The 26424-nt window shown below is 72.3% G+C and carries 27 protein-coding genes; 4 read left to right on the plus strand and 23 right to left on the minus strand.

What is annotated here, in order from left to right; all coding sequences use genetic code 11:
• The 7 genes from ABTZ03_RS41380 to ABTZ03_RS41410 form a co-directional block, all read right to left on the minus strand.
• Positions 1-286, minus strand: a 286-nt coding sequence (locus ABTZ03_RS41380) for a DegT/DnrJ/EryC1/StrS family aminotransferase (protein WP_350518413.1), incomplete at its 3' end; no start/stop codon positions are given.
• Positions 287-325: 39 nt separating this feature from the next.
• Entirely contained in the window at positions 326-1294 is a 969-nt protein-coding gene (locus ABTZ03_RS41385; RefSeq protein ID WP_350518414.1) for an NAD-dependent epimerase/dehydratase family protein, read from the minus strand.
• A complete protein-coding gene (rfbB, locus tag ABTZ03_RS41390) occupies positions 1291-2271 on the minus strand; it encodes a dTDP-glucose 4,6-dehydratase (protein ID WP_350518415.1) in 981 nt (326 codons plus the stop codon). Before rfbB ends, ABTZ03_RS41385 begins: the two co-directional genes overlap by 4 nt.
• Positions 2268-3335 carry a glucose-1-phosphate thymidylyltransferase gene (locus ABTZ03_RS41395; RefSeq protein WP_350518416.1) on the minus strand — a complete coding sequence of 356 codons (1068 nt, stop codon included), beginning with the start codon at positions 3333-3335 and terminating at the stop codon, positions 2268-2270. Before ABTZ03_RS41395 ends, rfbB begins: the two co-directional genes overlap by 4 nt.
• Before the next feature lie 60 nt (positions 3336-3395).
• A complete protein-coding gene (locus ABTZ03_RS41400) occupies positions 3396-4577 on the minus strand; it encodes a nucleotide disphospho-sugar-binding domain-containing protein (RefSeq protein WP_350518417.1) in 1182 nt (393 codons plus the stop codon).
• Positions 4578-4995: 418 nt separating this feature from the next.
• On the minus strand, positions 4996-5574 hold the full coding sequence (locus ABTZ03_RS41405; RefSeq protein WP_350518418.1) for a dTDP-4-dehydrorhamnose 3,5-epimerase family protein: 579 nt from the start codon (positions 5572-5574) through the stop codon (positions 4996-4998).
• A gap of 44 nt (positions 5575-5618) precedes the next feature.
• Positions 5619-7244 (minus strand): DHA2 family efflux MFS transporter permease subunit, encoded by a 1626-nt coding sequence (locus ABTZ03_RS41410; RefSeq protein ID WP_350518419.1) that lies wholly within the window; start codon positions 7242-7244, stop codon positions 5619-5621.
• Positions 7245-7368: 124 nt separating this feature from the next.
• Here ABTZ03_RS41410 and ABTZ03_RS41415 point away from each other — a divergent pair, with 124 nt between their 5' ends.
• The gene (locus ABTZ03_RS41415) at positions 7369-7962 is read left to right on the plus strand and encodes a TetR/AcrR family transcriptional regulator (RefSeq protein WP_350518420.1); all 594 of its coding nucleotides are present in this window, start codon (positions 7369-7371) and stop codon (positions 7960-7962) included.
• A gap of 47 nt (positions 7963-8009) precedes the next feature.
• Here the strand turns inward: ABTZ03_RS41415 and ABTZ03_RS41420 are convergent, their stop codons facing one another.
• The 16 genes from ABTZ03_RS41420 to ABTZ03_RS41495 all read right to left on the minus strand — a co-directional run bounded on the left by ABTZ03_RS41420 (position 8010) and on the right by ABTZ03_RS41495 (position 23526).
• Positions 8010-8972, minus strand: coding sequence for a Gfo/Idh/MocA family protein (locus ABTZ03_RS41420; protein WP_350518421.1), 963 nt, complete (start codon positions 8970-8972; stop codon positions 8010-8012).
• Entirely contained in the window at positions 8969-10366 is a 1398-nt protein-coding gene (locus tag ABTZ03_RS41425) for an NDP-hexose 2,3-dehydratase family protein (RefSeq protein ID WP_350518422.1), read from the minus strand. The genes ABTZ03_RS41420 and ABTZ03_RS41425 overlap by 4 nt, the downstream gene beginning before the upstream one ends.
• Positions 10367-10392: 26 nt before the next feature.
• Positions 10393-11562, minus strand: coding sequence for a nucleotide disphospho-sugar-binding domain-containing protein (locus tag ABTZ03_RS41430; RefSeq protein WP_350518423.1), 1170 nt, complete (start codon positions 11560-11562; stop codon positions 10393-10395).
• 70 nt (positions 11563-11632) lie between these two features.
• A complete protein-coding gene (locus ABTZ03_RS41435) occupies positions 11633-12040 on the minus strand; it encodes a cobalamin B12-binding domain-containing protein (protein WP_350518424.1) in 408 nt (135 codons plus the stop codon).
• 54 nt (positions 12041-12094) lie between these two features.
• Positions 12095-13231 carry a glycosyltransferase gene (locus ABTZ03_RS41440; RefSeq protein ID WP_350518425.1) on the minus strand — a complete coding sequence of 379 codons (1137 nt, stop codon included), beginning with the start codon at positions 13229-13231 and terminating at the stop codon, positions 12095-12097.
• 33 nt (positions 13232-13264) lie between these two features.
• Positions 13265-13585 (minus strand): VOC family protein, encoded by a 321-nt coding sequence (locus ABTZ03_RS41445; protein WP_350518426.1) that lies wholly within the window; start codon positions 13583-13585, stop codon positions 13265-13267.
• A gap of 55 nt (positions 13586-13640) precedes the next feature.
• A complete protein-coding gene (locus ABTZ03_RS41450) occupies positions 13641-14402 on the minus strand; it encodes an SDR family oxidoreductase (protein ID WP_350518427.1) in 762 nt (253 codons plus the stop codon).
• Positions 14403-14435: 33 nt separating this feature from the next.
• Positions 14436-15908, minus strand: a complete 1473-nt coding sequence (locus tag ABTZ03_RS41455) for an FAD-dependent monooxygenase (protein WP_350518428.1) — start codon at positions 15906-15908, stop codon at positions 14436-14438.
• A gap of 2 nt (positions 15909-15910) precedes the next feature.
• On the minus strand, positions 15911-16855 hold the full coding sequence (locus ABTZ03_RS41460; RefSeq protein ID WP_350518429.1) for an aromatase/cyclase: 945 nt from the start codon (positions 16853-16855) through the stop codon (positions 15911-15913).
• A gap of 36 nt (positions 16856-16891) precedes the next feature.
• Positions 16892-17677, minus strand: coding sequence for a 3-oxoacyl-ACP reductase FabG (gene fabG / locus ABTZ03_RS41465; RefSeq protein WP_350518430.1), 786 nt, complete (start codon positions 17675-17677; stop codon positions 16892-16894).
• Between the two features lie 88 nt (positions 17678-17765).
• Entirely contained in the window at positions 17766-18038 is a 273-nt protein-coding gene (locus ABTZ03_RS41470; RefSeq protein WP_350518431.1) for an acyl carrier protein, read from the minus strand.
• Between the two features lie 40 nt (positions 18039-18078).
• The gene (locus ABTZ03_RS41475; RefSeq protein WP_350518432.1) at positions 18079-19296 is read right to left on the minus strand and encodes a ketosynthase chain-length factor; all 1218 of its coding nucleotides are present in this window, start codon (positions 19294-19296) and stop codon (positions 18079-18081) included.
• Complete coding sequence (locus tag ABTZ03_RS41480; protein WP_350518433.1) at positions 19293-20564, minus strand: beta-ketoacyl-[acyl-carrier-protein] synthase family protein; 1272 nt, start codon at positions 20562-20564, stop codon at positions 19293-19295. The genes ABTZ03_RS41475 and ABTZ03_RS41480 overlap by 4 nt, the downstream gene beginning before the upstream one ends.
• Entirely contained in the window at positions 20564-20890 is a 327-nt protein-coding gene (locus ABTZ03_RS41485) for a TcmI family type II polyketide cyclase (RefSeq protein WP_350518434.1), read from the minus strand. The genes ABTZ03_RS41480 and ABTZ03_RS41485 overlap by 1 nt, the downstream gene beginning before the upstream one ends.
• A 60-nt stretch (positions 20891-20950) precedes the next feature.
• Positions 20951-22417, minus strand: a complete 1467-nt coding sequence (locus ABTZ03_RS41490) for an FAD-dependent monooxygenase (protein ID WP_350518435.1) — start codon at positions 22415-22417, stop codon at positions 20951-20953.
• Positions 22418-22848: 431 nt separating this feature from the next.
• A complete protein-coding gene (locus tag ABTZ03_RS41495; protein ID WP_350518436.1) occupies positions 22849-23526 on the minus strand; it encodes a response regulator transcription factor in 678 nt (225 codons plus the stop codon).
• 363 nt (positions 23527-23889) lie between these two features.
• Between ABTZ03_RS41495 and ABTZ03_RS41500 the strand changes: the two genes are divergently transcribed.
• The 3 genes from ABTZ03_RS41500 to ABTZ03_RS41510 all read left to right on the plus strand — a co-directional run bounded on the left by ABTZ03_RS41500 (position 23890) and on the right by ABTZ03_RS41510 (position 26306).
• Complete coding sequence (locus ABTZ03_RS41500) at positions 23890-24381, plus strand: protein kinase family protein (protein ID WP_350518437.1); 492 nt, start codon at positions 23890-23892, stop codon at positions 24379-24381.
• A 340-nt stretch (positions 24382-24721) separates the two neighbouring features.
• Positions 24722-25111: a hypothetical protein gene (locus ABTZ03_RS41505; protein WP_350518438.1), complete on the plus strand. Its 390-nt coding sequence runs from the start codon at positions 24722-24724 to the stop codon at positions 25109-25111.
• Entirely contained in the window at positions 25101-26306 is a 1206-nt protein-coding gene (locus ABTZ03_RS41510) for an MAB_1171c family putative transporter (RefSeq protein WP_350518439.1), read from the plus strand. Before ABTZ03_RS41505 ends, ABTZ03_RS41510 begins: the two co-directional genes overlap by 11 nt.
• Positions 26307-26424 lie beyond the last annotated feature (118 nt).

Here is a 26424-nt window from a genome sequence, read left to right on the forward strand (position 1 = left end):
TCAGCGCCGAGACCGCGAGCAGGTTCGCCGACGACCCCGAGTTGGTCAGATGCGCCTTGCGGCGCTTGAGCTTGCGGGCGAACGCCGACTCGAACTTGCGGGAGTTCGGGCCGGCCGCGATCCGCATCTCCAGGGCGGCCTTGACCAGCGCGACCCGGTCCTCCTCGTCCAGCACCGCGCCCGAGGGCCAGATCTCGGTCACGCCGGGCTCGAACACGCCGGTGCCCGCCTGGGCCCGGTGGTAGTCCCGGACCTGATCGAGCACCTGCGTCTGAAGGTCACTCATGTCCCACTCCGTCCTTCTCGTGTCGGTGCTCATTCGGGCTCATGCGGTGGCCACCAGCGCGCCGAGCGAGCTGTCCAGGTCGCGGCGGGGCTGCCAGCCGAGCAGTCGCGCGGCCTTGGCGATGTCCAGTTGCTGCCACTCGGCGTCGGTGCGGGCGGTGTCGGCCTCCCGCTCGACCAGCCGCAGGGCCAACCCGCTGTGGGCGATCAGCCGTTCGACGGCGTGCCGGACCGGTACGGCCCGGCCGCTGCCGATGTTGACGACCTCCCCGGAGACCAGGTCGGCCGGGGCGGCGGCCACGGCCAGCACCGCGTCGACCACGTCCCGGACGTCGACGAAGTCGCGGCTGGCGCGCAGCGGGGCCAGTTCCAGCACCGGGTCCGGGTCGGGCGCCTCGCGCAGCCGGGCCACCCGCTCGGCGAGGCCGCCCAGCAGGCTGCCGGGCGGGGTGCCGGGACCGATGATGTTGGCGATCCGCAGCACCACGCCGTCCAGGGCGCCGGACCGGGCGGCGGCCAGCACCCGGTCCGCGGCCTGCAGCTTGACCCGGCCGTAGGGCGTGACCGGGGCCGGGGGGTGCGACTCCGCGGTGCCGCGGTCGACCGTGCCCGGGCCGTACTCGTGCACGGTGCCGAGCTGGATCAGCCGCGGCCGGCCCGGGAGCCCGGCCATGGCCTCGACCAGGTCGCCGACCAGGTCGGCGTTGGCCCGCCGCATCTCCTCCGGGGTGACTCCCCACACCGCGCCCGCGGCGTTGACCACCAGGTCGGCCCCGGCCTCGGCGAGCAGGGTCGCCAGCCGTTCCGGGCCGGCCCCGGTGAGGTCCATCGCCGCCGCGCGCACACCGGGGGTGGGATGGCGCTGCGTGGGCGCGGTGCGGGAGACGGTGAGGACGTCGGCGCCCGCCTGGCGGAAGGCGGCGCCCAGGTGGCGCCCCAGGAAGCCGCTGCCGCCCAGGACGACCACCCGGCGTCCGGCCGGTGACCGGCCGTCGGCGGACGCCGTCATGCCGACGGCTCGGGGCGCTTGACCGGCGTCCACCAGTCCGGGTTGTCCCGGTACCAGGCGACGGTGGCGGCCAGCCCGTCCTCGAAGGAGACCTCCGGGGCGTAGCCGAGCTCCTCGCGGATCTTGCTCTCGTCGACCGAGTAGCGCAGGTCGTGGCCCTTGCGGTCGGCCACCCGGCGGACCAGCGACTCGTCCTGGCCGCACAGCTCCAGCAGCTTGTGGGTGATGGCGACGTTGGTGCGCTCGTTGCCGCCGCCGATGTTGTAGACCTCGCCGGCCCGGCCGCGGGTCAGCACCAGCTGGATGCCCCGGCAGTGGTCGTCCACGTGCAGCCACTCGCGGATGTTGCGGCCGTCGCCGTAGAGCGGCACCTGCTCGCCCTTGAGCAGGTTGGTGATGAACAGCGGGATGAGCTTCTCGGGGTGCTGGTACGGCCCGTAGTTGTTGGAGCAGCGGGTGATCGACAGGTCCAGGCCGTGGGTCCGCCAGTACGACCGGGCGATCAGGTCGGAGCCCGCCTTGGAGGCGGCGTACGGGGTGTTGGGCAGCAGCGGCCAGTCCTCGGTCCAGGAGCCCTGCTCGATGGAGCCGTACACCTCGTCCGTGGAGATGTGCACCACCCGCTGGACACCGGTGCGCAGGCAGGCCTCCAGGACGTTCTGGGTGCCGGCCACGTTGGTGTGCACGAAGTCGGCGGCGGCCTCGATGGAGCGGTCCACGTGCGACTCGGCGGCGAAGTGCACCACCGCGTCGTGGCCGGGCAGCAGGTCGAGCAGCAGCGGCAGGTCGCAGATGTCGCCCTGGACGAACTCCAGGCGGGGGTGGTGCGCGGGCAGGTTGGCCCGGTTGCCCGCGTAGGTGAGCTTGTCGACCACGGTCACGCGGGCGTCCTCGTACCCCGGGAAGCGACCGTCCAACATGGCCCGGACGTAGGTCGATCCGATGAAACCGGCTGCGCCGGTGACCAGGAGCCTCATGCCGCCACCTCCACGTGGGTGTGATCTCCGACGATGAGCCGGTGGTGCGCGGTGCCCTGGGCGCCGGCGTTGACGGTGGCCGCGCGGCCGATCAGCGAGGCGTTCAGCCGACCGGCGTTGGAGACCTCGGCGCCGTCGAGGATGATCGAGTCGTCGACGTGGGTCGCGTGCAGCACGCAGTCGCGGCCCAGCGCGGTGTACGGGCCGACGTGCGCGGCGTCCACCACGGTGCCGGCGCCGATGATCGCCGGCCCCTCGATCAGGGAGGCGGTGACCTTGGCACCGGCCTCGATGACCACGCGGCCGATCACCCTGGTCGCCTCGTCCACCTCACCGGCGATCTCCGGGGTCAGGTCGTCGAGCAGGCGGCGGTTGCAGGCCAGCACGTCCTCGACCCGGCCGGTGTCCTTCCAGTAGCCGCTGTACTCGCGGGCCCGCACATCGGCCCCCGACTCCACCAGCCACTGGATGGCGTCGGTGATCTCCAGCTCGCCGCGGGCGCTGGGCCTGATCGCGGCCACCGCCTCGTGGATGGCGGGGGTGAAGAAGTACACGCCGATCAGCGCGAGGTCGCTGCGCGGTTCGGCGGGCTTCTCCACCAGGCGCAACACCTCGCCGTCCGGGCCGAGTTCGGCCACGCCGAAGGCGCGCGGGTCGGCGACCTTGTACACCACGACCTGGGCGGCGGGCCGGGCGGCCCGGAAGTCGGCGGCGATGTCCGCCACGCCCTCGGGGAGCATGTTGTCGCCCAGGTACATGACGAAGTCGTCGTCGCCCAGGAACTCGCGGGCGATGGCGACCGTGTGCGCCAGCCCCCGCGGGGCGTCCTGGCGCAGGTAGGTCAGTCGCACGCCGAGCCGGTCGCCGTCGCCGAGCACCTCGGCGATCTGCTGCTCGTGCTCTCCGACGATGAGCCCGATCTCGGTGACCCCGAGGTCACGGACGGACTCCAGCACGTGCTCCAGGACCGGCCGGTTGGCCACCGGGATGAGCTGCTTGGGCATGGAGTAGCTGAAAGGCCGCAGACGGGTCCCTGTCCCGCCTGCGAGGACCAGAGCTTTCATGGAAGGACTCTCCTCACGGGTGTGGAGTGCGGTGCGCGATCCGGCGGTGCCGACCGTGGGTCAGAGCAGCTTCTCCAGGTCGCGCACGACCTGGGCCGGGGTGGGCATCCAGGCCATCTCGTGGCGTAGTTCGTCGGCCGCCGTCTTGAAGCCGGGCTCGGCCAGCAGGTCGGCGAGGGCCGCGGTGATCGTGGCCGGGTTGTTCTGATCCTCCGCCTCGTCCAGCGTGAGGCCGGCCCCCAGCTCGGTCAGCCGTTGGCCGTGGGCGAACTGGTCGGCCAGCTGGGGCAGGACGAGCTGCGGAAGGCCGCGCCAGGTGGCGCTCATGGTGGTGCCCGCACCGCCGTGGTGCACGACCACGTCGTGCTCGGTGAGCAGCAGGTTCAGCGGGGTGGGCTCGATCAGCCGGACGTTGTCCGGCACCGGGCCGAGCTCCTCGCGGTAGGCCTTGTGGACGGTGGCGATCGCGTCGACCCCGGGCAGTTCGCCGCAGGCCCGCAGGATCCCGGCCACCATCCCCACACCGTTGAGGGCCAGCACGTTGCGGCCCACCGAGACCACCACGCGCCGGCGGCACCCGGTGGCCCGGCCCGCGTCGACCCACTCCTGGTGGAGCCAGTCGGGCAGCGCGCCGTTGCCGTGCGAGTCCACGTGCCGGATCGGCGTGCCCGGCTCGATGTCCGGCAACTGGAGCGACGGCGGGCACGGGTCCAGGACGACGGCGGGGTCCGGCAGTTCGGCGAGCCCGTGGGCGTCGAGCAGCTTGCGGTGGGCCTCCCGCGCCTGGACGCGGGTGGTGCCGCTCAACGGGTCGACGCCCCAGCGGTGGTGCACGACCGGGACGTCCAACAGCCCGCCCATGATGAGGGAGCAGTACTCCAGGCCGTCGGCGACGATCAGGTCCGGCCCGAAGGCCCGGGCGATCTCCAGGTACCCGGCCAGCACGGTCTCGTTGTGCGCCGCCCAGAAGGCGGCGAAGTTGCCGGGGTCGCCGTTGCGTGACGGGTGTCCCCAGAACTCGATCGGACGGCCGCCGTACGGCAGGCTGCCGCGGATCAGCTCGGTCATCCCGTACCAGTCGCCGACGCTGGCGGCACTCAGCCCCGCGCCCGCGGCCGCGGCCTGCACGTCGGGCTGGCCCAGCACGAGCACCTCGTGCCCCGCGCCACGGAGCGCCCAAGCGAGTGGCGCGAGTGGCGTCAGATGACCGCCGTCGGGCGTGACGACGAAGAGAGCGCGCATCGTTTTCCCTAGTCCTGGACGGGTTCCAAATTCCAGCGGAACGGGCGGCGGGATTATGTCGGTCAATTTCTCGAACCGGTGCGGCGGTGAGCCGTATTCGCCCGCACAACCGCGTCGAGGTGACACGAATATCCTCTGGCCTGCCTTCTCCGGCGTCAAGGGAAGGAAATTCCGGTCAGGTCATGGCCGGGCCAGGCCCGGGTCAATTTGAAAACGCCCCGCAAGCGGAATGTCAGCGCAGTGCAAAATGTGGCGCAGATCACGCGCCGGGGTTTTCGGCGGCCGCCGCGACGGCGGGGGCGGCCGGCCGTCCCGGAAACGCCGGATGCCCCGCTCGGACCCACCTCAGGGGTGTGGGTCCGACCGGGGCACGGGGGTCGTGCGGGGACCGGCGGGTGGCCGGGGTCGTCGGCGGCCGTCAGGCCCGCCGCGGCCGCCACTCGGCGAGGGTGCCCGCCGACAGGGCGTCGGCCAGCGAGGGAGCGGACCGGTCCTTCGGGGAGATCACCGGCAGTTCGGTGAATCCCCACGGGATGGCGAGGTCCGGGTCCAGTGGATCGATGTCGATCTGGGTGCCCGGGACGTGGGCGCTGGACAGCACGTAGCAGATGCAGCTGTCGTCGGTCAGCGCGAGGAATCCGTGGGCGACGCCCTCGGGAATGTAGACGGCCCGCCCCGTGGCGTCGTCCAACAGGTTGCTTTCGTACCGGCCGAAGGTCGGCGAGCCGACCCGGAGATCGACCACGAAATCCCGCAGCGCACCGCGCACGCACGACACGAACTTCGCCTGGCCCGGCGGAATGGTCACGCTGTGCAGTCCGCGCAGCGTGTTCCGCCGGGACACCGAATAGTTGATCTGGCGCGGCACGAACGGCTCTCCGACGATCCGGCCGAGCTCCTCGGTGCGCACCGACTCGAAGAACGAGCCGCGTTCGTCGACGAGCAGCTTCGGTTCCACCACGTACACGCCGGGAATGCCGGTCTCGGCTATCTGCATGGTATTTCCCGTTCCCTCGATGGGTTCCGCCGGGCGGCGCCCGGTCAGTGGGCCGCCGCGGACTCGGCGGAGGGCACCTTCGCCGCGGCGGCGGCGGCAGCGGCGGCGGCCACCGCGGCGACCTGGGTGCGGGTGCGGATGAACCAGGCGCTCGCGAAGGCCAGCACGCCGGCCACCGTGCAGTACACGAAGACCTGGTGGGTGCCGCTGGCGACGGCGTGCTCGTAGGCGTCGCGGGCGGCCGCCGGCAGGGCGCGCAGGCTCTCGGCGCTCAGGTGCGCGCCGGCGGAGGGCGCGGGGTGGGCGCCGGGGCCGCCGGGACCACCGGGGCCTCCGTGGCCTCCGGCCATCTTCTTGGCGCCGTCGGCCATCTGCTGGGCGAAGACGATGCCGGCCAGCGAGACGCCGAAGGAGCCGCCGAGGGTGCGGGAGAGGGTGACGGTGGAGGAGGACACCCCGAGGTGGGCCCGCCCCACGCTCTCCATGCCGACCGAGAGGGTCACCTGCGTCGCGAAGCCCAGGCCGGCGCCGAACACGGCCATGTAGGCGCCGGTGACCCACGGGCCGGTCCCGATGTCCATCAGCGAGAGCAGGAAGACGCCGAGCGCGATCAGCGCCGAGCCGATCAGCGCGTAGCGGGTGAAGTTGCCCTTGCCGGAGATGAGTTGACCGGCGAACAGGTTGACGGCCACCATCGACAGCAGCAGCGGCAGCATCAGCAGGCCGGCGTTGGTGGCCGAGGCGCCCTGCACGGTCTGCTGGAAGATCGGCAGGAAGGTCATCGCGGCGACCATCACGAAGCCGCTCAGGAAGGCCAGCACGTTCGCCCAGCAGAAGTTGCGGCTGCGGAAGATGGCGAGCGGCAGCACCGGTTCGGCGACCCGGCGCTCGACGGCGATCAGCGCCACGGTGGCGGCGACGGCGAGCACCCCGAGACCGATGATCTGCACCGACACCCAGTCGTACTTGGTGCCGGCCCAGGTGGTCATCAGCACCAGCGAGACGATCGCGGTGGACAGCAGGACGGCGCCCAGGTAGTCGATCCGCCCGGAGGCGCGGCGGGCGGGGATCCGCAGCGCGACGGTGATCATCACCAGGGCCAGCACGCCGATCGGCACGTTGACGTAGAAGCAGGAGCGCCAGCCGAGGTGGTCCGTGAGGAAGCCGCCGACCAGCGGTCCGGCGACCATCGCGGCCCCCATCGAGGTCGAGGCCATGGCCTGGAACTTGCCCCGGGCCTGCGGCGTGACCAGTTCGCCGATCAGCGACAGCGCGCCGACCATCAGACCGCCGCCGCCCAGGCCCTGCAGCACCCGCAGGCCGATCAGCTGGCCCATCGACTGGGCGAGGCCGCAGAGGGCGGAGCCCACCAGGAAGAGTGTGATGGAGGCGAGGAAGCAGCCCTTGCGGCCGTACATGTCGCCGAGCTTGCCCCAGATCGGGGTGGCGGCGGCGGTGGCCAGCATGTAGCCGGAGGCCACCCAGGAGAGGTGGTCGAGGCCCCCGAGGTCGCCGACGATGGTGGGCATCGCGGTACCCAGGATCAGGCTGTCCAGCGAGGCGAGCAGCATCGCCAGCACCGCCGCGGCCATCACGACGTACGTGGCGCGGGTCGGCGGCGGCGGGACCGGCACGACGGCCGGCGTCGGGTTCTGCGAGATGGCGTCCACGCCCCTTCAGGACCACACGGGTCTCCCCCGCACGGCCACTTACTTACCGGTTGGTTAATTGGGTACGATGGAGAAGGTAGGGGCTCTACTTACCAAACGTCAAGTAAGGAAGGTGGGACGGACATTGGCCACCCGGGCAACCACGGCGAACACCCGCAGCCGCAGGAGGGACACCCGTCGGGAGATCCAGGAGATCGCGCTGCGGCACTTCCTGGAGCGCGGCTACGAGGCCGCCTCGCTGCGGGAGATCGCCGAGGAACTGGGCGTCACCCACGCCGCGCTCTACTACCACTTCAAGTCCAAGGAGGACATCCTGGTCAGCGTCGCCGAGGGGCTGGGCGGCCCGATCGACGAGCTGATCGCCTGGGGCGAGCAGCAGCCCCCGACCCTGCGGACCCGGCAGGAGCTGCTCACCCGGTACAGCGAGACGCTCACCGCCGCCGCCCCGCTCTTCCGGCTGATGCAGGAGAACCAGTCGGCCCTGCGCAAGTTGAGCATCGGTCAGACGCTGAACGACCGGGTGGCCGCCCTGGCCCGGCTGATCTACCTGCCGGAAGCGCCACTGGAGGCCCAGGTCAGGGCCTCCAGCGCGTTGATGACGGTGCACTTCGGTGCGTTCTCGCTCTACGCCCTGCCCGGCGAGGCCGAGGAGAAGCGCAAGGCCCTGCTGGACCTCGGACTGGAACTGCTGGCCTCCGCGCACGCCGGCGGCCGGTGACCGGTTCGGCCCGGTCCGGCACGATCGGCCGGACCGGGCCAGGACCCTCAGCGCACCGCCGCCCGGCGCACCGCGTCCAGCAGGCCGGCCTGCGCCAGGCAGTCCCCGGCCGCGGGGCCGGCGCCGGCCCGCACCGCCGCGGTGAACGCCGCCAGGGTGAGCGCGACCTGGTCCGCGGCCGGCAGTTCGATCTCCTCGGTGCCCGAGGCGCCGGTCAGCCGGAGCACCGGCCGGTGGTCGGCGGGCGGGGTGAAGGCCCGCTCCAGGGCGATCCGACCGGTACTGCCGACCAGCTCGTAGCCCGAGCGGTAGGCGTGCTCCATGCCGAACTCCAACTGCACGGTGACACCTTCGGGCGTCCGCAGCAGGACCGCACCGCCGGTCTCCACCTGCCGGCCCGGGACGGTCTCCAGCGTGGCGCCCAGCACCTGCAGCCGGTCCCCCAGGAAGTGCAGGGCCGCCCGCAGCGGATAGACGCCGACGTCCCACAGGGCGCCGCCGCCCAGCTCGGGCCGGTGCCGGATGTCGGTCGGCGGCAGCGCCGGAATGGTGAACGCCGCCCGGAACGACCGCAGTTCACCGATCGCGCCGTCGGCCACCAGCCGCCGGACGGCCTCGTGCCCGGGGTGGTGGACGAACATCACGTTCTCCATCAGCACCAGCCCGCGCCGCTCGGCCAGCCCGACCAGCTCACGGGTCCGGTCGACCTCCGTGGTGAGCGGCTTCTCGGCCAGCACGTGCTTGCCGGCGTCCAGCGCCGCCGCCACCCACTCGGCGTGCAGCGCGGCGGGCAGCGGGACGTAGACCGCGTCCAGCTCGGCCAGGCCGAGCAGTTCGGCGTAGCCGGTCACCGGTCGGCAGCCGTACGGCCGGGCCGTCTCCGCCGCCGTGCGGCCGTCCCGGCTGGCGACCGCCACCAGTTCGATCCGCTCGTCGGCCGCCATCGCGGGCAGCATCCGGCGGCGGGCGATCTCGGCGCAGCCCATGACGCCCAGGCGCAGCGGCTTCATCGGGCCGGTACCGCCGTGGCGTTGAGGCAGGCCAGCAGGGTGCGCGCCTGCACATTGACGTAGTGGCCGTGCCGGACCAGCGAGGTGAGCTGGCCGGGGGTGACCCAGCGGAAGCCCTCCGGCGGCTGCTCCGCGGCCGTCCGCTCGTCCGCCTCGACGATCAGGTAGCGGCTCTCGGCGTTCAGGAAGCGGCCGCCCTCCTCCGAGTGGACGGCCTGGTAGTGGATCCGGTCCGGCCCGGCGGTGAGCACCGTGTCCAGGAAGGGCGGACGGTCCTCGGCCGGCAGGTGCGCGTGGTTGCCCTCGGTGGCCTGGACGGTGGGGCCGAGCTCGACCGTGTCGAGGAAACCGCCCTCGACCCGCGCGTGCACCAGGACGTGCCGCACGCCGTCGACGGTCCGGGTCAGGAAGGCGGTCACCCCCCGCCCGACCGGCTCGAAAAGCGGCTGGGTCCAACTGGCCACCTCCCGGCTGCCGGCCCGGACCCGGACGGCCACGGCGCGGAAGAAACGGCCGTCCTGGTGGTCGATGGAGGACTCACCGCGCTGCCAGCCCTGCACGGACGCCAGCGGGATCCGCTCCGCCGACACCTCGTGGCGGGAGCGCTCGGCGGTGAACCAGGACAGCACCTCGGTGTCCTCGAACAGCGCCCGCGGCTGCGGGTCCGCCACCGGGATGCAGGACAGCACCGTGCGCGAGTCCATGTTGACCACGTTGTCGCGGTGCAGCAGCTCGTTCACCTGGCCGAGCGTCAGCCAGCAGAAGTCCTCGTGCTCGGGGACCTCGCCGACCGCCTCGACCAGCATGTTGCGGTTGGACTTCCGGAAGAACCAGGAGCCGTGCTCGGACTGCAGCACGTCGGCCAGCACCCGGCCGCGGGCCGGGTCGGTGAAGTACTCGATGTACTTGACGTCGCTGCCCTTGTGCACCTTGGTGTAGTTGCTGCGGGTGGCCTGCACGGTCGGCGACAGCTGCAGCAGATTGGGGTTGCCGGGCTCCATCTTGGCCTGCATCAGCAGGTGCAGCACCCCGTCGAACTCCTTGACCAGGATGCCCAGGATGCCCACCTCGGGCTGCTTGATGATGGGCTGCTCCCAGTGCCGGACCGGTCCGTCGCCGAGTGTGACCCGCAGGCCCTCGACGCTGAAGAAGCGCCCGCTGTGGTGCCCGAGGTTCCCGGTGGCCTCGTCGAAGGACCAGCCCTCCAGCTCGGCGAACGGGATCCGGTCGACCTCGAACCGGTGCGCCCGGCCGCGGCCGGCGAGCCAGTCGGCGAAGTCCCCGGTGGCCAGGTGCGAACCGGCCGCGGCGGCGGCGGAGCGGGCGAGCCGGTCGGCCAGCGCGGCGTCCTCGCGGGGGCGCAGCTGGGCGTGCTCGGCGGGGCTGGGTCCCATCGGCGGGTTCCTCCTGGGGTGGCTGGTCATCGGGTCAGCTGTTCGAGGTCGGCGACCACACGGGCCGGCGAGGGCATGCCGGCCATCTCGGTGCCCAGCTCGCCGGCCGCCTTGGCGTAGCGCGGGTCGTCGAGCAGGTCCCGCACGGCCTCGCTCACCCGGGCGGGGTCGTCCTGCGCGGCCGCGTCGTCCAGGGCGAGGGCGGCGCCGGCCCCGGCCAGCTGTTCGGCGCACCAGAACTGGTCGACCACCTGGGGCAGGACGAGCTGCGGCAGGCCGTACCGGGTCGCCGTCATCGCGCTCCCCGCGCCGCCGTGGTGGACCACCGCCGCGCAGGAGTCGAGCAGGAAGGTCAGCGGGGCGGGCTCGACCAGCCGCACATTGGCGGGCAGCGGCCCCAGCGCGGCGTGGTACTCCGGCTGCACCGTCACCACGGCGTCCACGTCCGGCAGTCGGTCGAAGGCCTCGACGAGGTGCCGGAACAGGCCCTCGCCGTTGTATTCGATGGTGCGCCCGCCCAGCGAGACCACCACCCGCTTGCGTCCGTCCCCGCCGGCCGGGGAGTCGCGGAGCCACGCGGGCATCGCCCCGTTGCCGTTGAACGGCACGAAGCGGATCGGGGCGCCCGGGGCGATGTCCGGCAGCTGGAGGCTGGGCGGGCACGGGTCCAGCAGCAGCGTCGGGTCCGGCAGGTCCGTCAGGCCGAGGCGCTCGTAGGCCTCCCGCAGACCGTCCCGGCCCGCGGTGCGGGCCTGGCCGGAGACCGGGTCGACCCCCCAGCGGTGGTGGACCACCGGGATCCCGAGCTCCTCGCCCAGCAGCAGCGAGAGGTATTCGAGCGTGTCGGCGACGATCAGGTCCGGGGCGAACCGCCGGGCCACCTCCAGGTACTGCGGCAGCGCCTCAAGGGTCGCCGGCATCCACAGCCGCCCGATGTTGGTCAGCAGCTCCAGGTCCGGCCGCGGGCCGGACTCCAGCGGCCGCAGGCCCGGCGCGAGCCGGCTCGCCAGCTTCTCGTCGACGTTCATCGGGCCGCCGAGTTCGACGGCGTTCAGGCCGGCCGACGCGGCGGCCGCCATCACGTCCGTGCGTCCGGCGACCAGCAGCTCGTGACCGGCCGCCCGGATCGCCCAGGCCAGCGGAACGAGGGGGGTGAGGTGGGTGGACACCGGTGTGGTGATCAAGAGGACGCGCATCTGACTCTCCTGCCGGGGTGGGTTGGGGGCGTGGTGGGCCGACGCGGGCGCGGCCCACCACGTGGGGGCGCTACTTGGCGCCCGCGCCCGGCTTGACGTTCTCGTGGACCCAGCGGGCCACCGACGGCAGGACCGTCCCGGCGGTGAAGACCTGCGCGACGCCGAGCTCCTTCAGCGCCGGCACGTCCGACAGCGGGATGACGCCGCCGCCGAACACCGTGACCTGGTCGGCCCCGCGCTCACGGAGCAGCTCGATGGTCCGGGAGAACAGCGTGTGGTGCTCACCCTGCACGCTGGAGATGCAGACCGCGTCGGCGTTCTTCTCGATCGCGGCCTCCACCAGCTGCTCGACGGTGTTCAGCGGTCCGGTGAAGGTCTCGATGCCGCCGTCGTTCAGCGCCTGGACCAGCGGGGCCGCCGACGGGCCGCCGGTGCCCGGCATGGCCATCACGATCCGGATCGGGTTGTTCTCCTGCATGGTTGTCGCCTCCACGGCTCGATGGGTGGGTGGGTCAGGGGGGTCGGGCTGGGGTCAGTGCCGGGCGGCCAGTCGCTCCAGCGCGCCGACCACCTCGGCGGCCGGGGGCATCGCGGCGATCTGGGCCGCCAGCTCACCGGCCCGCTCCCGGTAGGACGGTTCGTTGAGCAGCGCCAGGGCGGCCTTGCGGACGTCCTCGGCGGTGTCCTGGCCGGGCTCCAGGCTGATCGCGGCGCCGAAGTCGGCGATCCGCTCCGCCGCCTCGACGAAGTTGCCGCCCTGCGGCACGACCAGCTGCGGTACCCCGGCGTTCATCGCGGTCAGCGCGGTGACCCCACCGCTGTGGTGGATGATCAGGTCGCTGGTGGGGGCGACCACGTCGAGCGGCACCCAGCCGACGCGCACGCCGGGCAACTGCGCGCGCAGTTCGTCGGCGGCCTCGTCCAGGGTGGCGATCACGATCTCCGCGCCCAGCGGGGCGAGGTCGCCCACCAGCTCGCGCACGAAGCTGGTCTTCTTGGCGACCACCAGCCGGCTGCCGGAGGTGATGACCACCCGCGGCCGCTCGCCGCGGGTGTACATCCACGGCTCCAGCGGGCGCTGCCCGTTGGCCGGGACCCACCGCATCAGCTGGGCGGGCGGTGCGTCCGACGGGCGCAGCCCCGGCGGGCAGATGTCGATGAACAGGTCCGGCGCGGGCAGCCGGTCCAGTCCCAACTCGGTGAGCTCCGGGCGCAGTTCGACGCCGGCGGCCGGGTCCGTGCGCCAGGCGTCGCCGGTGTCCCAGGCCTGCCGGACGTAGGGCACACCGAGCCGGGCGGCGATCAGCGCGGCGGCGAAGGACATCGAGCCGCCGACCACGAGGTCCGGGCGCCAGCGCTCGGTCAGCTCCACCAGCGCCGGCATGCTCGCCGCGGCCATCCGGCCGAACCAGCCGCCGGCGAATTCCAGCTCCTCCTGCTTGGTCCGGGGCATCCGGACCGGATTGCCGGCACGGTCGGTGGTGACGAAGCGGCGCACCGAGGCCGGCGCGTCCGCCACACCGGGCAGGCCGGCGCCCGCGATGTACGGGACGATGTCCTCCACCGCGGTCATGAACACCTGGTGACCGGCGTTGCGGGCGGCGGTGGCCAACGGGGTCAGCGCGAACACCGTCGCCGGGCTGCCGCTGGCGACGAACAGAATCTTCACGAACTCTCCAGGATCAGGAGGGAGTCGACGGGATCAGTCGATGATCAGAACGGTGTTCCCGTCCGGGTCCCGGACGAAGAAGCGGTGCATGGTGTCGTGCTGCTCGATCTCGCTGGGGTCGACCGGGGCGAGCGCCTCCCGGGCCCGGGCCAGGTCCGCCCCGGTGAAGGCGAGGGCCATGGTGTCCCCTCCGGTGTCCCCGCCCAGCACGATCTCGCGGCCGCCGCCGCTGTCCAGCGTGATCCAGTTCTCGCCCTCCTTGACGGTGCGAAGGCCGAGCCGGTCCCGGTAGAAGGCGCGCATCTCCTCGAAGTTGGCGCACTTGATCAGGGTGGCGGTGAATTCGCCGAACATGCGTGGGAGTCCTTTCGCTGGCGGCCCGCAGGGAGCGGCCCGCCGGGTGTGCGGGTCAGCCGAGCAGCGTGCCGCCGCTGGTGTCGACGAAGGCGCCGGTGATCCAGCGCGCGTCCTCGGAGGCCAGGAAGGCCACCACGTCGGCGATCGCCGCCGGCTCGGCGACGTCCCCGAAGGTGCTGAACTGCGACATGACCGCCCGGATCTCCGGGTTCTGGAACACCTCGCTGCCGTTGTCGGTACTGCCGGGGGCCACCGTGTTGACGGTGATCCGGCGCTGGCCCAGGTGGCGGGCGAGGTGCAGGGTGACCTGCTCCAGCGCGCCCTTGGTCATCGCGTAGGTCAGCTGCTCGGGGGCGGCGAACCGGGTGAGACCGGAGGAGATGTTGATGATGCGGCCGTGGTCGGGGATCAGGCCCAGGGCCCGCTGGGTGACGAAGAGCGGCGCCTTGGCGTTGACCGTCATCATCCGGTCGAACCACTCGTCGGTGATCTCCCCCGGCAGGGCGGTCCCCATGATGCCGGCGTTGTTCACCAGGATGTCCAGCCGGGTGTCGCCGGTGTGCTCCTTGAGCTGGGCCTCCAGGCTCGCGAAGAGGGTGTCGACGCCCTTCGCCGGGCCCAGCTCGGCCTGCACGGCGAAGGCCCGGCCGCCCTCGGCGCGGATGCCGGCGACCACCTGCTCGGCGGCCTCCGCACTGGTCCCGTAGTGCACGGCGACCAGCGCGCCCTCCCGGGCCAGCCGTTCGGCGATCGCCCGGCCGATGCCTCGGCTCGCGCCGGTGACCAGGGCGGTTCTGTCGGTCAGCTTGGGCATGATCGTCCTCTTCTCGTGAATGGGGTGAGGTGGTCAGTCGCCGGTGGGCGCGCCGAACCACCGGAGCAGCGCGGGCCCCAGGGCCCCCGACGTGTCGGCCCAGACCACGTGGCCGTCCGGGCGGACCAGCAGGTCGTGGCCCGCCAGGTCGGCACCGGTGCCATGGCCGGGCCAGCCGGCCGCGAGGTCCACCCGCCCGGCCCAGGGCCGCAGTTCGGCGGCCAGCCGGGCGGTGCGGTCCTCGTCGCCGCTCAGGGCGAGCAGCAGGCCGCGGCCGGTCCGCAGCAGCCGCAGGACGTCCCCGCGCTGCGGACCGGTCGCCAGCTCGAAGCCGGGCAGCCGGGCGCCCAGCAGCGGATGGTCCCCCGGGCCGAGCGGGTAGCGGACGTCCAGTCCGGCGATGCCGCTCGCCAGGTGCTCGGCCACGCCGTCCAGGGTGAGCAGTTCGGCGAAGACCGCCCGCAGGCCGTCCACCTCCGCGCCGCCGAGCAGCAGGTGGGACTGGGCGGTGATGCCCGTCAGCACCCGCTCGGCGACCGGGTGCCGCTCGTCGTGGTAGCTGTCCAGCAACCCGGCCGGCGCCCGGCCGCGGACCTCGGCGGCCAGCTTCCACCCGAGGTTGGCGGCGTCCTGCAGTCCCAGGTTCAGCGCCTGTCCGCCGACCGGCATCTGCTGGTGGGCGGCGTCCCCGGCCAGCAGGACCCGCCCCAGGCGGTAACGGGCGGCCTGCCGGCAGGTGTTGTCGAAGGCGTTGACCCAGAGCGGGGTGCCGTGGCCGATGGCCTCCCCGGTCACCCTCGCCCAGGCGGCCGCCACCTCGGCGAACGCGGGCGGGCCGGTGCGCGGGGCCGGCCGGAACGCGAACTCGTGCACCATGACCCGGGTGACGCCGTCCGGACGCCGGGCGGCGACGGCCATCCCGGTGGGGAAGCGTTCGAAGCGCCGACCGGGGATGTCGATGCCGTCGACGTCGGCGCGCAGCAGCTCCTTGTCGGCCGCGGCGCCGGGGAAGTCGATGCCGGCCAGCTGCCGCACCGTGCTCTCCTCGCCGTCGCAGCCGACCAGGTAGGCGGCCTGCAGCCGCACCGGCCCGGCCGGGCCCTGCGCCTCCACCTCGACGTGGTCGGGGTGCTGCCGCAGCCCGGTGACCAGGTGGCCGCGCAGGATCCGCGCGCCCAGGTCGGTGGCCCGCGCGTGCAGCAGCTCCTCGGTGCGGGCCTGGAGCACCTTCCACTGGCCCGGGTACCGGGTGTCCAGCCCGCCCAGGTCCAGCGGCAGGCCGCCGAAGTGCCCGGCACCGTCGTTGGGGGGTGTGCCCAACTCGGCCGCCAGGCCGCGCTGGTCGAAGAACTCCATGGTGCGCGCGTGCAGGGTCGAGGCCCGGGAGGCGGTCGACGGGGCGGCCAGCCGCTCCAGCACGACCGTCTCCACGCCGCCCAGCCGCAGCTCCGCGGCGAGCAGCAGCCCGACCGGGCCCGCGCCCACCACGACCACCTGGGCGTCCATGGTCAACTCCGGCCCTCGGCATGGGCCTTGGCGTACCCCAGGGTGGCGCGGCTGTTGGCGCTGAGCGCGGTCCGGATGTGCTGGCGGGCCTGCTCGACCCCGGCCTCGGCGCCGAGGACGGCCGCGATGTTCTCCGGGTTGACGACCACCGTGTGCTGGGAGGTGACCGAGACCCCGTCCGCGTTCGGCACCAGCCGCCACTGGCCGGTGTGCAGGGTCATCAGCGCCGGCAGGGTGGTCTGCTTGTAGACGATCAGCTCGTCCGGGAAGCACACCCGGATCGACTCGGTGGTGTGGGTGTGGCCGTCCACCGTGCGGGTGTCCATCCGCAGGGTCTGCACGCCGGGCGTGTCCTCGGTGAGCCGGACCGTCGCCACGTGCGGCAGCCGCTCGGACCACAGCTGGGCCTCGTTGAGGAAGTCGTAGACGTCCTTGGCCGAGCCCGCGACCTGCACGGTGTCCTCGAAGGAGAACAGCAGGTCGTCCGCGGCGGTGGCGAGTTCGACGTTGTGCTTGAGGGCGGCCAGCTCGGAACGGCTGTTGCGGTCCACCGCCTCGTCGATCCAGGCCAGCGACTGCGGGTCGTCGTCGATCGCCCGGTAGTCGTGCAGCAGCCGGACCCGGGACCCGGTCGGGCCGAGCGGCTCGATGATCCAGGCACCGCCCATCGCGGCGACCGGCGGCGCGGAGACCTCCTGGCGGAACCCGATCCGCAGCGCCTTCGGGTCCAGCGTGCGGCGCGAGGTCCAGTTCTTGACCGCGCCGTTGGCGGTGGCCCAGATCCGGATCCGCTCGTGGTCCTCGGCGCGCTCCACGTGGTCGGCGTAGACGGTCGGCGGGAAGATCCGGGGCCAGTTCCCGACCTCGGCGATCAACCGGTAGACGGCCTCGGCGGGCGCGTCGACGGTGATCTCGTGCTCGACCTCGCGGTGAGCCTGCTGGGGCATTGCTGTTCTCCTTCGGTCGATCGCGGGGACTGCCGGTCAGAAGTTGCCGAGGCCGCCGCAGACGTTGAGCGCCTGGGAGGTGATCGAGGCGGCGGTGTCCGAGGCCAGGTAGCCGACCAGGCCGGCCACCTCCTCCGGGGTCGAGTAGCGCCCGAGCGGGATCTTGGCCTGGAACTTCTCCAGCACCGCGTCCTCGGTGGTGGCGTAGGCGGCGGCGTAGCCCTGGCGGACCCGCTGCGCCATCGGCGTCTCCACGTAGCCGGGGCAGACCGCGTTGACGGTGATCCCGGTCGGGGCCAGCTCGTTGCCGAGCGCCTTGGTGAAGCCGACCACGCCGTGCTTCGAGGCCGAGTAGGGCGCACCCAGCACCACGCCCTGCTTGCCCGCGGTGGAGGCGATGTTGATGATCCGGCCGCGCTCCTTGCCGCGCATGCCACCGGCGTTGAGCACCTCACGGGTCAGTGTGAAGACGCTGGTGAGGTTGGTCGCGATGACGTCCTCCCACAGCTCGTCGTCGATGTCGGCGGTGACCCCTCCGCCGCTGCGGCCGGCGTTGTTGACCAGCACGTCGATGGTGCCCAGCCGCTCCACCGCCGTCCGCACCAGCGTGCGGACGTCCTCGCGGTCCCGGACATCGCAGTGCGCGCCGTCGACGGTGTGGCCCTCGGCCCGCAGCTCCTCGACCGTACGGGTCACGTTGTCGGCGTTACGGGCGCAGATGAACACCGCGTGCCCCTGGGCGGCCAGGGCGCGCGTCACCGCCAGTCCGATTCCGCTGGTGGCTCCGGTGACCAGAGCCACCCGCTGTCCGGTGTCCGGCATGTCCCCTCCTGGTGGTGCGTCGGCTGATGTGATGGGTGGCGCCGGACCCGGACCTCCGGGTGCTCCGGCGCGGCGACCGGTGCGGTACTCAGGCCGCCGCGGCGACGGCCAGCAGGTGCTCGTTCACGAGCTCCAGCAGCGCGCGCGGGGTCTTGGCCTCGGTCACCACGGAGTCGTCCAGGGTGATGTCGTACTCGCGCTCGATCCGGCCGGTGGTCTCCAGCAGCGCGAGGGACTCGTAGCCCAGCGCGGCCAGTTCGGCGTCGAGGATCTCGCCCTCCAGGTCGACGCCCTCCTCGGTACCGGCCGCCTCGCGCAGGATCCGCTTGAGGTCCTCCAGGGTGAATTCCCGGGCAGTCATGTCGCTCCTTGGATGTCGCGTTCTCGGGTTGGTGGACGGGTCAGCGCGCCGCACGCACGACCAGGGCGGAGTTGAAGCCGCCGTGGCCGCGGGCCAGCACGAGCGCCGTGCGCAGCCGCGTCTCGCGCGGGCTGCCGGTCACCAGGTCGAGCTGGTGGCCGGGGTCGGGGGAGGTACCGGTGGTGGGCGGGATCACGCCCTCGCGCAGGGACAGCAGCGCGCAGGCGACGTCCAGCGGAGCCGCCCCCGAGTAGAGCCGCCCGGTCATCGTCTTGGGCGCCGTCACCGGCACTCCGCGCGGGCCGAAGACCGCGGCGATCGCCTCGGCCTCGATCCGGTCCAGGTCGGGCAGCCCGGCCGCGTCCGCGAACACCACGTCGACCTCGCCCGGGGTCGACCCGGCGTCGGCCAGGGCGAGTTCGATCGCCCGGCGGAGCCCGGGCGCGCGTCCGCTGCCGGGGCGCGGATCGAAGGTGGCGGCGTATCCGGCGATCTCGCCGTAGACCTCCGCACCGCGCTCGTGCGCGGCGTCGGCGGCCTCCAGCACGAGGAGTGCGCCCCCTTCGCCGGGCACGTGGCCGGCGGCGTCGGCGTCGAACGGGAGGTAGGCCCGTTCCGGGTCCTCGCTGGTGCTCAGCCGCTCCCCGGCGAGTTGCGCCACCCAGCCCCACGGGCAGATCGAGGCGTCGACGCCGCCGGTGACGATCAGCCGGCTGCCCTTGCGGATCTGGCGCCGGGCGACGCTGATCGCGTCGAGGCCGCCGGCCTGGTCGCTGACCAGGACGCCGCTCGGCCCCCGCATGCCGTGCCGGATGGAGATCTGCCCGGTGTTGACCGCGTAGAACCAGGCGAAGGACTGGTACGCGCTGACGTGCCGGGCGCCCAGGGACCACAGCTTCTGCAGTTCCCGCTGGCCGAACTCGAAGCCGCCGGAGGAACTGGCCGTCACCACGCCCATGTCGTAGGCGGGCAGGGTCTGCGGGTCCACCCCGGCGTCGGCGAGCGCCCAGTCGGCGGCCACCAGCGCGAGCTGGGTCATCCGGTCGGTCTGCGGCAGCAGCCGGCTGGGCAGGTGGTCCGCCGCCACGAACCCGTCGATCTGGCCGGCCAGTTTGGCCGGGTAGTCGCTCGGGTCGAAGGCGGTGATCCCGCCGATGCCGCTGCGGCCCTCCAGGGTGGCGGCCCAGTACTCCTCGGCGCCCAGCCCGTTGGGGGCGGTCACGCCCAGTCCGGTGACCACGACGGACGTGCTGCTCATGCCCTGCTCCTGTCCGCGTCGGTCAGCACCATCGCGCTCTGGAACCCGCCGAATCCGCTCCCCACGGTGAGCACCGCGTCGGTGCGCCAGTCCCGGGCGGTGAGCGGCACGTAGTCCAGGTCGCACTCGGGGTCCGGGGTGTGCAGGTTCGCCGTCGGCGGGACGACGTTGTGCCGGATCGCCAGTACCGAGGCGGCGATCTCGATCGAGCCGATCGCGCCCAGCGAGTGGCCGACCATGGACTTGATCGAACTCACCGGCACCCGGCGGGCGTGCTCGCCCAGGCTGCGCTTGAACGCCGCGGTCTCGTGCCGGTCGTTCTGCACGGTGCCCGAGCCGTGGGCGTTGACGTAGTCGATCCCCTCGGCGTCCAGCCGGGCCTCCGCCAGCGCGGTGTCGATCGCCTCGGACATCTCCAGGCCGTCCGGGCGCAGCCCGGTCATGTGGAAGGCGTTGCAGCGGGTCGCGAAGCCGGCGATCTCGGCGTAGACGGTGGCCCCGCGCTGCCGGGCGTGCTCCAGGGTCTCCAGGACGAAGACGGCGGCCCCCTCGCCGAGGACGAACCCGTTACGGGTGGCGTCGAAGGGCCGGGAGGCGTGCTCGGGGTCGTCGTTGCGCGAGGTGGTCGCCTTGATCGCGTCGAAGCAGGCCATGGTGATCGGCGAGATCGGCGCGTCGGTGGCACCGGCGATCATCACGTCGGCCGATCCGTCGCGGATCAGCTCGACGGCGTGCCCGACCGAGTCCAGCCCGGAGGTGCATCCGGTGGAGACCACGGTCACCGGGCCCTCGGCCCCCACCGACCACGCGACCTCGGTGGCGAAGGAGCTGGGCACGAAGAAGTTGTAGAGGTGCTTGGGGGCGTAGCGGTGGTCGACCAGGTCGAGCCGGCCGCTGTCGCTCACCACCCGGTACTCGTCGTCGAGACCGGTGGTGGCGCCGACCGCGCTGCCGATGGTGACACCGGTCCGGGCCGGGTCCAGCTGGTCCAGCTCCAGCCCGCTGTCGGCCACCGCCTCGCGGGCGGCGACCACCGCGAACTGGCCGGCCCGGTCGATCCGGCGGACCTCCTGCGGCCGCAGGCCGTGCTCGTACGGGTCGAAGTCGACCTCGGCGGCGACCCGGGAGCGGAACGGCGCGGGGTCGAAGAAGGTGATCCCGCGGGTGGCCGTCCGGCCCTCGCTGATCAGCGTCCAGAAGTTCTTGGTCCCGATGCCGCCCGGGGCCAGCACCCCGACCCCGGTGATCACGACCCGGCGTCCGGCCATCACTGCGCCTGCCAGTGGTAGAAGCGCGTGGCCATGGCGTCGGAGGGCGAGCGCCAGGTGTCGGGGTCGTAGGCCTCGATGTGCGGCTTGAGGTCCCGGCTGATCTGCACGAACAGGGGGTCCTCCTTGGCCGTCTCGATGCGCTCGCCGCCGTGCTCACCGTCGAAGTCCTGGAGGTGGAAGTACAGGCCGCGGTAGGCGAACAGCTGGCGGCGCCGGGTGCCCATGCGGTGCGGCATGTCGGTCTCGTCGAACGCACCGAAGAGGCGGGCCACCTCGTTGCTGGAGCCGATCTCCATCCGGGCGACGATCAGGTTGCTGTGCACAGAGCTTCTCCTTCGGTCGAGCTGGGCCTTCGGTCGGGCGGGGCCTGGTCGGCGGGCCCGCTAGCGGGCGGGGCCGAACCAGCGCCGGAGCGCGGCCGTCAGCTCCTGGTGACTTTCGGGGGTCCAGGCGACGTGCCCGTCTGGGCGGACCAGGACGGCCGCCGTGGCCTTGAGCGGGCTGTCGTCCGGGAGGTCGCGCACCGTGGCGACGCAGTGGTCGACGCGGTCGGACCACGGTCCGACGGCCTCGCGCAGCGCGGGGTCGGCGGTGAGGTCCAGCAGCAGGCCACGGGCCGGGTGGAGCAGTTCGGTGGCGGTGGTGGGGCCCGCCGCGGTGTCGAGTCCGAGCGGCGGCAGCCGGCGGCCCAGCAGCGGGTGGTCGTCCGAGCCGACGTCGTAGCGGATCTCCAACCCGCTGACCACGGCGGCCAGATGGCGGTTCACCCCGTCGAACCCGAGCAGTTCGCCCAGTACCTCGCGCAGCGGCTGGACCTCGTCGCCGCCGAGCATGAGCACGCCCTGGGCCCGGGTGTTCATCAGCAGGCGCCGGCCCACCGGGTGGCGCTCGCCGTGGTAGGTGTCCAGCAGGTCCTCCGGGGCGGTGCCGCGCACCACCGCGGCCAGCTTCCAGCCCAGGTTCACCGCGTCCTGGACGCTCGTGTTCATGCCCTGGCCGCCGGCCGGCAGGTGGATGTGCGCCGCGTCGCCGGCCAGCAGCACCCGGCCGCGCCGGTACTCGGACACCTGGCGGGCCGCGTCGGAGAACGAGCTGAGCCAGACCGGCTCGCCGTGCGAGATGTCGGTGCCGATCAGCCGCTGCCAGGCGGCGGCGATCTCCGCGTAGGCGGGCGGCTCGGTCCGCCGGCGGGGCGGGGCGTCGCGCTCCCCCACGATGAGCCGGTCGATCCCGTCACCGAGGGGTCCGACCATCACCATGCCGCCGGACACGGTCTCGCCGATCATCCGCGGTTCGAGGTCCAGGCCGCGGACGTCGGCCAGGAACAGCTCGCGGGTCGCCGCCCAACCGGGGAAGTCGAAGCCGGCGGCCTTGCGGATGACACTGCGCCCGCCGTCACAGCCGACCAGGTACGCGGCCCGCAGCAGGGACGCACCGGCCGGGCCGACGACCTCGACCTCGACCTCGGCACCGCCGTCGTGCACCGCGAGCACCTCGTGGCCGCGGCGGATGTCGGCGCCCAGGTCCCGGACCCAGGCCTCCAGGACCTCCTCGGTCCGGGACTGGGGGACCGTCTTGGCCGGCAGCCGGCTGCTGTCCAGTTCGTCGAAGTCGACCGGGACACCACCGAAGTGCCCCTGGCCGCTGGTCTCGACATTTCCGAAACGGGACAGCAGGCCGCGCTGGTCGAATACCTCCATGGTGCGGATGCTCAGACCGAGACCACGGGACTCACCGGTGGGTTGCGCATTCTTTTCCAGCACGATCACGTCGGCGCCACCGAGGCGTAGTTCACCGGCCAGCATCAATCCCGCCGGGCCAGCCCCCACCACAATGACTGACGCATCCATGTGTTCCCCCTGGCTGCTGTTGGAATTCCTGGACGGACTTCGACCGGCCGGCCCCCGGCACTGCGCAATCGAGCCTTCGAAGAGATTGTTCGTTGACCCGGGCGAAGTCAAGGGCCTTATCCGCGGCCGTGAAAGGGCTAGGTCAGGGGAATGTCAAAACAGCAGCGCCGGGCAAACCATGGGTCAGTGGAACGACAATTGTGTCGAGCATCACACGGGGGCGGAACGGCGCCCGGGGACCGGCGGCGCACCCGGGGGTTCGGATCGTCGGAACGGCCGGGCCCGGAACGACGAACGGCCGGGCCCGTACCGCGCGAATGCGGTGCGGGCCCGGCCGTCGCACCGCCCCGGGGGGGCGGCGGTGTCGATGAGATCGGGGGTACGGGGACCAGTACGGGGACCGGTGCGGGACTACGCGGAACCAGGCGGGACTAGTAGTGGCCGAAACGGAATCCCACGCCTCGCACGGTCACGATCCATTCGTGGTCACCGAGCTTCTGGCGCACCATGTTGACGTGGGTGTCGAGGGTCCGGCTGACCTGCCGGCCCACCGCCCCGGTCCCCCTCGTCTCCTTCCAGACCTCGGACATCAGGCGTTCCCGGGAAAGCACCGCCCGGGGTTCGGACGCCAGGACATGAAGCAGGTCGAATTCTTTTCTGGTCATGGCGATCGACCGCCCGTCGAGGTGCACCTCGCGGCTTTCCCGGTCAATACTCAAAGGCCCGCGAACAATTCGGTTGACACTCGGCGGCTGACGCCGGGACCGGCGCATGACGGCCTCGATGCGGGCGGCCAGCTCCCGGAATCCGTAGGGCTTCGCCAGGCAGTCGTCGCAGCCGGCCTGCAGACTCAGCACCCGGTCCAGTTCGGTGTCCCGGGCGGTCAGCGCGATGATGGGGATCTCGCTCGACGCGCGGACCGCCCGGCAGATCTCCAGGCCGTCGATGTCGATGAGTTCCAGCCCGAGCAGCATCAGGTCGTACTCGCCGTGCGATTCCAGGGCGGCCACACCGTTGGAGGCGATCCCCACGTCGTAGCCGTGCCGCCGGAGACTCTGCTGCAGGGTGCCGGCGTGGGCCGCATCGGATTCGGCCAAAAGAACTTGCATTGACTCCCCCGTATCTCAACGCCCGATTAGCCGCTGACCGGTGGTCCGGCCGGCGGTTGTGCGGCTGAAGGCCCGAAGCCGGCGAGCGGGGGGATCCACGGGTGTGCGGGCATGACGAAGCGGACCGCGACGCCTGGACACGGCGGTGCCACCCCTCCTCGCCCTCACTCCCCGACGGGAACCGCCTCCAGCCCCTCCACCCCGGCCTTGATTACGCCATGACTGACCCTCAGGTTCGGCAGCGTACGCCATGGTTGGCAACAGCTGTCAACTATGGCGGACAGCAGCACGGGCGTGGGAGAGTGGGCCCGCAGAGTTTCCGGGTCCGGGTGTCAGGCCCGACCCTGGAGGGAGGGGCAAGAGATGACCAGTGGTGATTCACCGGCCGGTCGGCCGACCGTCCAGAGCTTCGACGAGCGGCTCCAGGGACTGATCGGCACCATGTACCCCGACGAACGGAAGCGACCCGGCTACACCAAGCTGGCCAAGGAGATCCGCGAGTCGACCGGCGGCACCATCTCGGGCACCTACCTGTGGGAACTCGCCACGGGCAAGAAACGCAATGTGACGCTCGATCAACTCACCGTGTTGGCCAAGTTCTTCGGCGTGCCGGCCGAGTACTTCCTGAGCGAGGACGTGGCCGACCGGGTCGACACCCAGCTCAAGGCGATGCTCGCGCTGCGCGACGCACGCGTGCGCAGCATCGCCCTGCGGGCCGACGGCCTCTCGGCCCAGGCCCTGGAGGCACTGTTGGTGATGGTCAACGAAGCCCGCAAGCTAGAGCGCCTCTCGCCGGTCGACGACGTGGTCCACTGCGCGGATGACACCCCCACCGGGAAGCGACCCGGCTCCTAGGTGGAATCAGGACGACCCGGCCGTCCGGAGCCTTCGGGCCCTCCGGACGCGCACGGGTCGTCAGCCCTGCCACGACGCATTCCGACACCGTCGTCGGACGGCGGGCCCGACCGCCCGCCGGGAGGTCTGCGGCACGAAGTGAGTCATCGGCCAGGTGTGCCCGAACACACCACAGGTCGACGCTGCGCCATCAAACTCTGCCTGGGGGAAGCAGTTGCTGTACCGAAACCTGCGTCGTGAATGCCAACAGATAGTCAATCAACTCGACCTGCCGCGGCCGTTCTCCGTCGAAGCGCTCTGCGACCAGTTGGCCGAACAGCGGAAACGACCGCTGCACCTCATGCCGTTGCCGCCCGAGGCCGGAGCGATCGGCGCCTGCGGGCTCTGGCTCTCGACCAGCACCAGCGATTTCATCTTCGTGGAACGCAACACATCTCTACCACATCAGGAGCACATCGTCCTGCACGAGATCGGCCACATGCTCTTCGACCACCGGACGCTGTCCATGGCCGAACCCGCCAGCATGAGCGAGATCTTCAGCGACCTCGGCCCCGACCTGCTCCGGCGCTACCTGGCCCGCACCAACTACGGCACCCGGCACGAGCAGGAGGCCGAGATGCTGGCCAGCCTGATCCGCACCACCGCTGACGACGCCACCCCCGAGCAGCCGGTCAGCGTGCTGGGCAAGCTGGAGGCCGCGATGGGCGTCGGTGAGCGGCATGCTCGCTGAACTGAACCGCTACGGCCAGTCGCTGGAGAAGGTGAGCATCGCCGCGCTGTGGTTCACGGTGCTGCTCCGGGCGCCGGCCGCGGCGCGCTCGCCGTGGCAGCGGAGCCTCTGGCTCGGCATCGCGACGGCCGCCGGCGCGATGACCCTCAACGTGCCACCGGTCCTGCGCCTGCTGCACCACGTGATCGGCTCGGCGGACCTCGTCGACCTGATCCGCAACCTGACCGGCGTCGTCTCGGCCGCGGCGGTGCTCGACTTCGTGCTGTTCACCACCGACCACCCGCGCCTGCGGATCGGCCTGCACGTCGCGGCCCTGTTCGGCATGGCCGCCCTGCTCACGCTGGACCTCAACGCCCCGCCGCACGCCGAGCACACCATCCCCGCGGTCGGCGCCCCGGATCCCTCCACCACCTACTGGCTGCTGCTGATCGGCATCCAGCTCGCGGCCAACATCGTCTGTTGCCTGGTCTGTTGGCGCTACGGTCGGCGCAGCGAGAACCGGACGCTCCGGCTCTGCCTGAACCTGTTCGGCTGGGGCACCGCCTGCGCCGGCCTCTACTGGCTGGGCTACCTGGTCTACCTGCCCGTCCGCAACCCCGACATCGTCGCGGCGCTGCCGCTGCTGATGGGCCTGCACGGCCTGCTGCGCGCCGTCGCGCTGGCCGCACCCGGGCTCATCAACCTGCGCCGCAAGGTCCACGACCTGGCGACGGTCCGACGGCTGTGGCCGCTCTGGTACGAACTGGTCACGGTGGTGCCGCACGTGACCCTGCGCATCCCGCGCTCCCGGATCCGCGAGGTGCTCCGCCCGGACGGCTCCTGGAACCTGCTCGCCTACCGCAAGATCATCGAGATCCGGGACGCCGTCCTGGTGCTGCGCGACGGCACCCCCCTGGACCTGCTCGACGCGGCCGAGCAGCACGTCGCGGCCGCCGCGGTCGCGCCGGAGCAGGCCGACGCGACCGTGCTCGCCTGCGTGCTGCGGGTCGGCGTCGCCGCCCCGACCGCCGACTGCGCGCCGTGCTCGACGCAGAAGGCGGAGTTCTCGGTGTCCGGCGGCGCCGACCTGGAGGCCGAGGCGGCCTTCCTGATCCAGGTCGCCAAGGCCTACCGTTCGTCCCTCGTCGCGGAGTTCAGCCACCGACGGGGCGACGAGCCGGTGCCGGCGGCAGGCTGCGCCGTCGCCGCCGACTGAGCACCGCCCGGCTCCAGGCCGCGTCCCGCCCTAGCTGTTCTGTCCCGTGAGGTTGGGGACGCGGGTGGCGGGTGGCTTGCCTGCGAGTGCGGTGTGTCCGCGGTGGTGATTGTAGGTG

This window comes from Kitasatospora sp. NPDC096077 (assembly GCF_040303245.1).
GTDB lineage: Bacteria > Actinomycetota > Actinomycetes > Streptomycetales > Streptomycetaceae > Kitasatospora.

Bases quoted from the DNA above. Each gene is read 5' to 3' on its own strand.
- ABTZ03_RS41480 (WP_350518433.1), bottom strand. From the start codon at position 20,564: ATGGCCGGACGCCGGGTCGTGATCACCGGGGTCGGGGTGCTGGCCCCG.
- ABTZ03_RS41470 (WP_350518431.1), bottom strand. From the start codon at position 18,038: ATGACTGCCCGGGAATTCACCCTGGAGGACCTCAAGCGGATCCTGCGC.
- ABTZ03_RS41460 (WP_350518429.1), bottom strand. From the start codon at position 16,855: ATGCCCCAGCAGGCTCACCGCGAGGTCGAGCACGAGATCACCGTCGAC.
- ABTZ03_RS41385 (WP_350518414.1), bottom strand. From the start codon at position 1,294: ATGACGGCGTCCGCCGACGGCCGGTCACCGGCCGGACGCCGGGTGGTC.
- ABTZ03_RS41425 (WP_350518422.1), bottom strand. From the start codon at position 10,366: ATGGGACCCAGCCCCGCCGAGCACGCCCAGCTGCGCCCCCGCGAGGAC.
- ABTZ03_RS41445 (WP_350518426.1), bottom strand. From the start codon at position 13,585: ATGTTCGGCGAATTCACCGCCACCCTGATCAAGTGCGCCAACTTCGAG.
- ABTZ03_RS41455 (WP_350518428.1), bottom strand. From the start codon at position 15,908: ATGGACGCCCAGGTGGTCGTGGTGGGCGCGGGCCCGGTCGGGCTGCTG.
- ABTZ03_RS41490 (WP_350518435.1), bottom strand. From the start codon at position 22,417: ATGGATGCGTCAGTCATTGTGGTGGGGGCTGGCCCGGCGGGATTGATG.
- ABTZ03_RS41505 (WP_350518438.1), top strand. From the start codon at position 24,722: ATGCCGTTGCCGCCCGAGGCCGGAGCGATCGGCGCCTGCGGGCTCTGG.
- ABTZ03_RS41435 (WP_350518424.1), bottom strand. From the start codon at position 12,040: ATGCAGGAGAACAACCCGATCCGGATCGTGATGGCCATGCCGGGCACC.
- ABTZ03_RS41430 (WP_350518423.1), bottom strand. From the start codon at position 11,562: ATGCGCGTCCTCTTGATCACCACACCGGTGTCCACCCACCTCACCCCC.
- ABTZ03_RS41450 (WP_350518427.1), bottom strand. From the start codon at position 14,402: ATGCCCAAGCTGACCGACAGAACCGCCCTGGTCACCGGCGCGAGCCGA.
- ABTZ03_RS41475 (WP_350518432.1), bottom strand. From the start codon at position 19,296: ATGAGCAGCACGTCCGTCGTGGTCACCGGACTGGGCGTGACCGCCCCC.
- ABTZ03_RS41405 (WP_350518418.1), bottom strand. From the start codon at position 5,574: ATGCAGATAGCCGAGACCGGCATTCCCGGCGTGTACGTGGTGGAACCG.
- rfbB (WP_350518415.1), bottom strand. From the start codon at position 2,271: ATGAGGCTCCTGGTCACCGGCGCAGCCGGTTTCATCGGATCGACCTAC.
- ABTZ03_RS41495 (WP_350518436.1), bottom strand. From the start codon at position 23,526: ATGCAAGTTCTTTTGGCCGAATCCGATGCGGCCCACGCCGGCACCCTG.
- fabG (WP_350518430.1), bottom strand. From the start codon at position 17,677: ATGCCGGACACCGGACAGCGGGTGGCTCTGGTCACCGGAGCCACCAGC.
- ABTZ03_RS41395 (WP_350518416.1), bottom strand. From the start codon at position 3,335: ATGAAAGCTCTGGTCCTCGCAGGCGGGACAGGGACCCGTCTGCGGCCT.
- ABTZ03_RS41500 (WP_350518437.1), top strand. From the start codon at position 23,890: ATGACCAGTGGTGATTCACCGGCCGGTCGGCCGACCGTCCAGAGCTTC.
- ABTZ03_RS41420 (WP_350518421.1), bottom strand. From the start codon at position 8,972: ATGAAGCCGCTGCGCCTGGGCGTCATGGGCTGCGCCGAGATCGCCCGC.
- ABTZ03_RS41400 (WP_350518417.1), bottom strand. From the start codon at position 4,577: ATGCGCGCTCTCTTCGTCGTCACGCCCGACGGCGGTCATCTGACGCCA.
- ABTZ03_RS41510 (WP_350518439.1), top strand. From the start codon at position 25,101: ATGCTCGCTGAACTGAACCGCTACGGCCAGTCGCTGGAGAAGGTGAGC.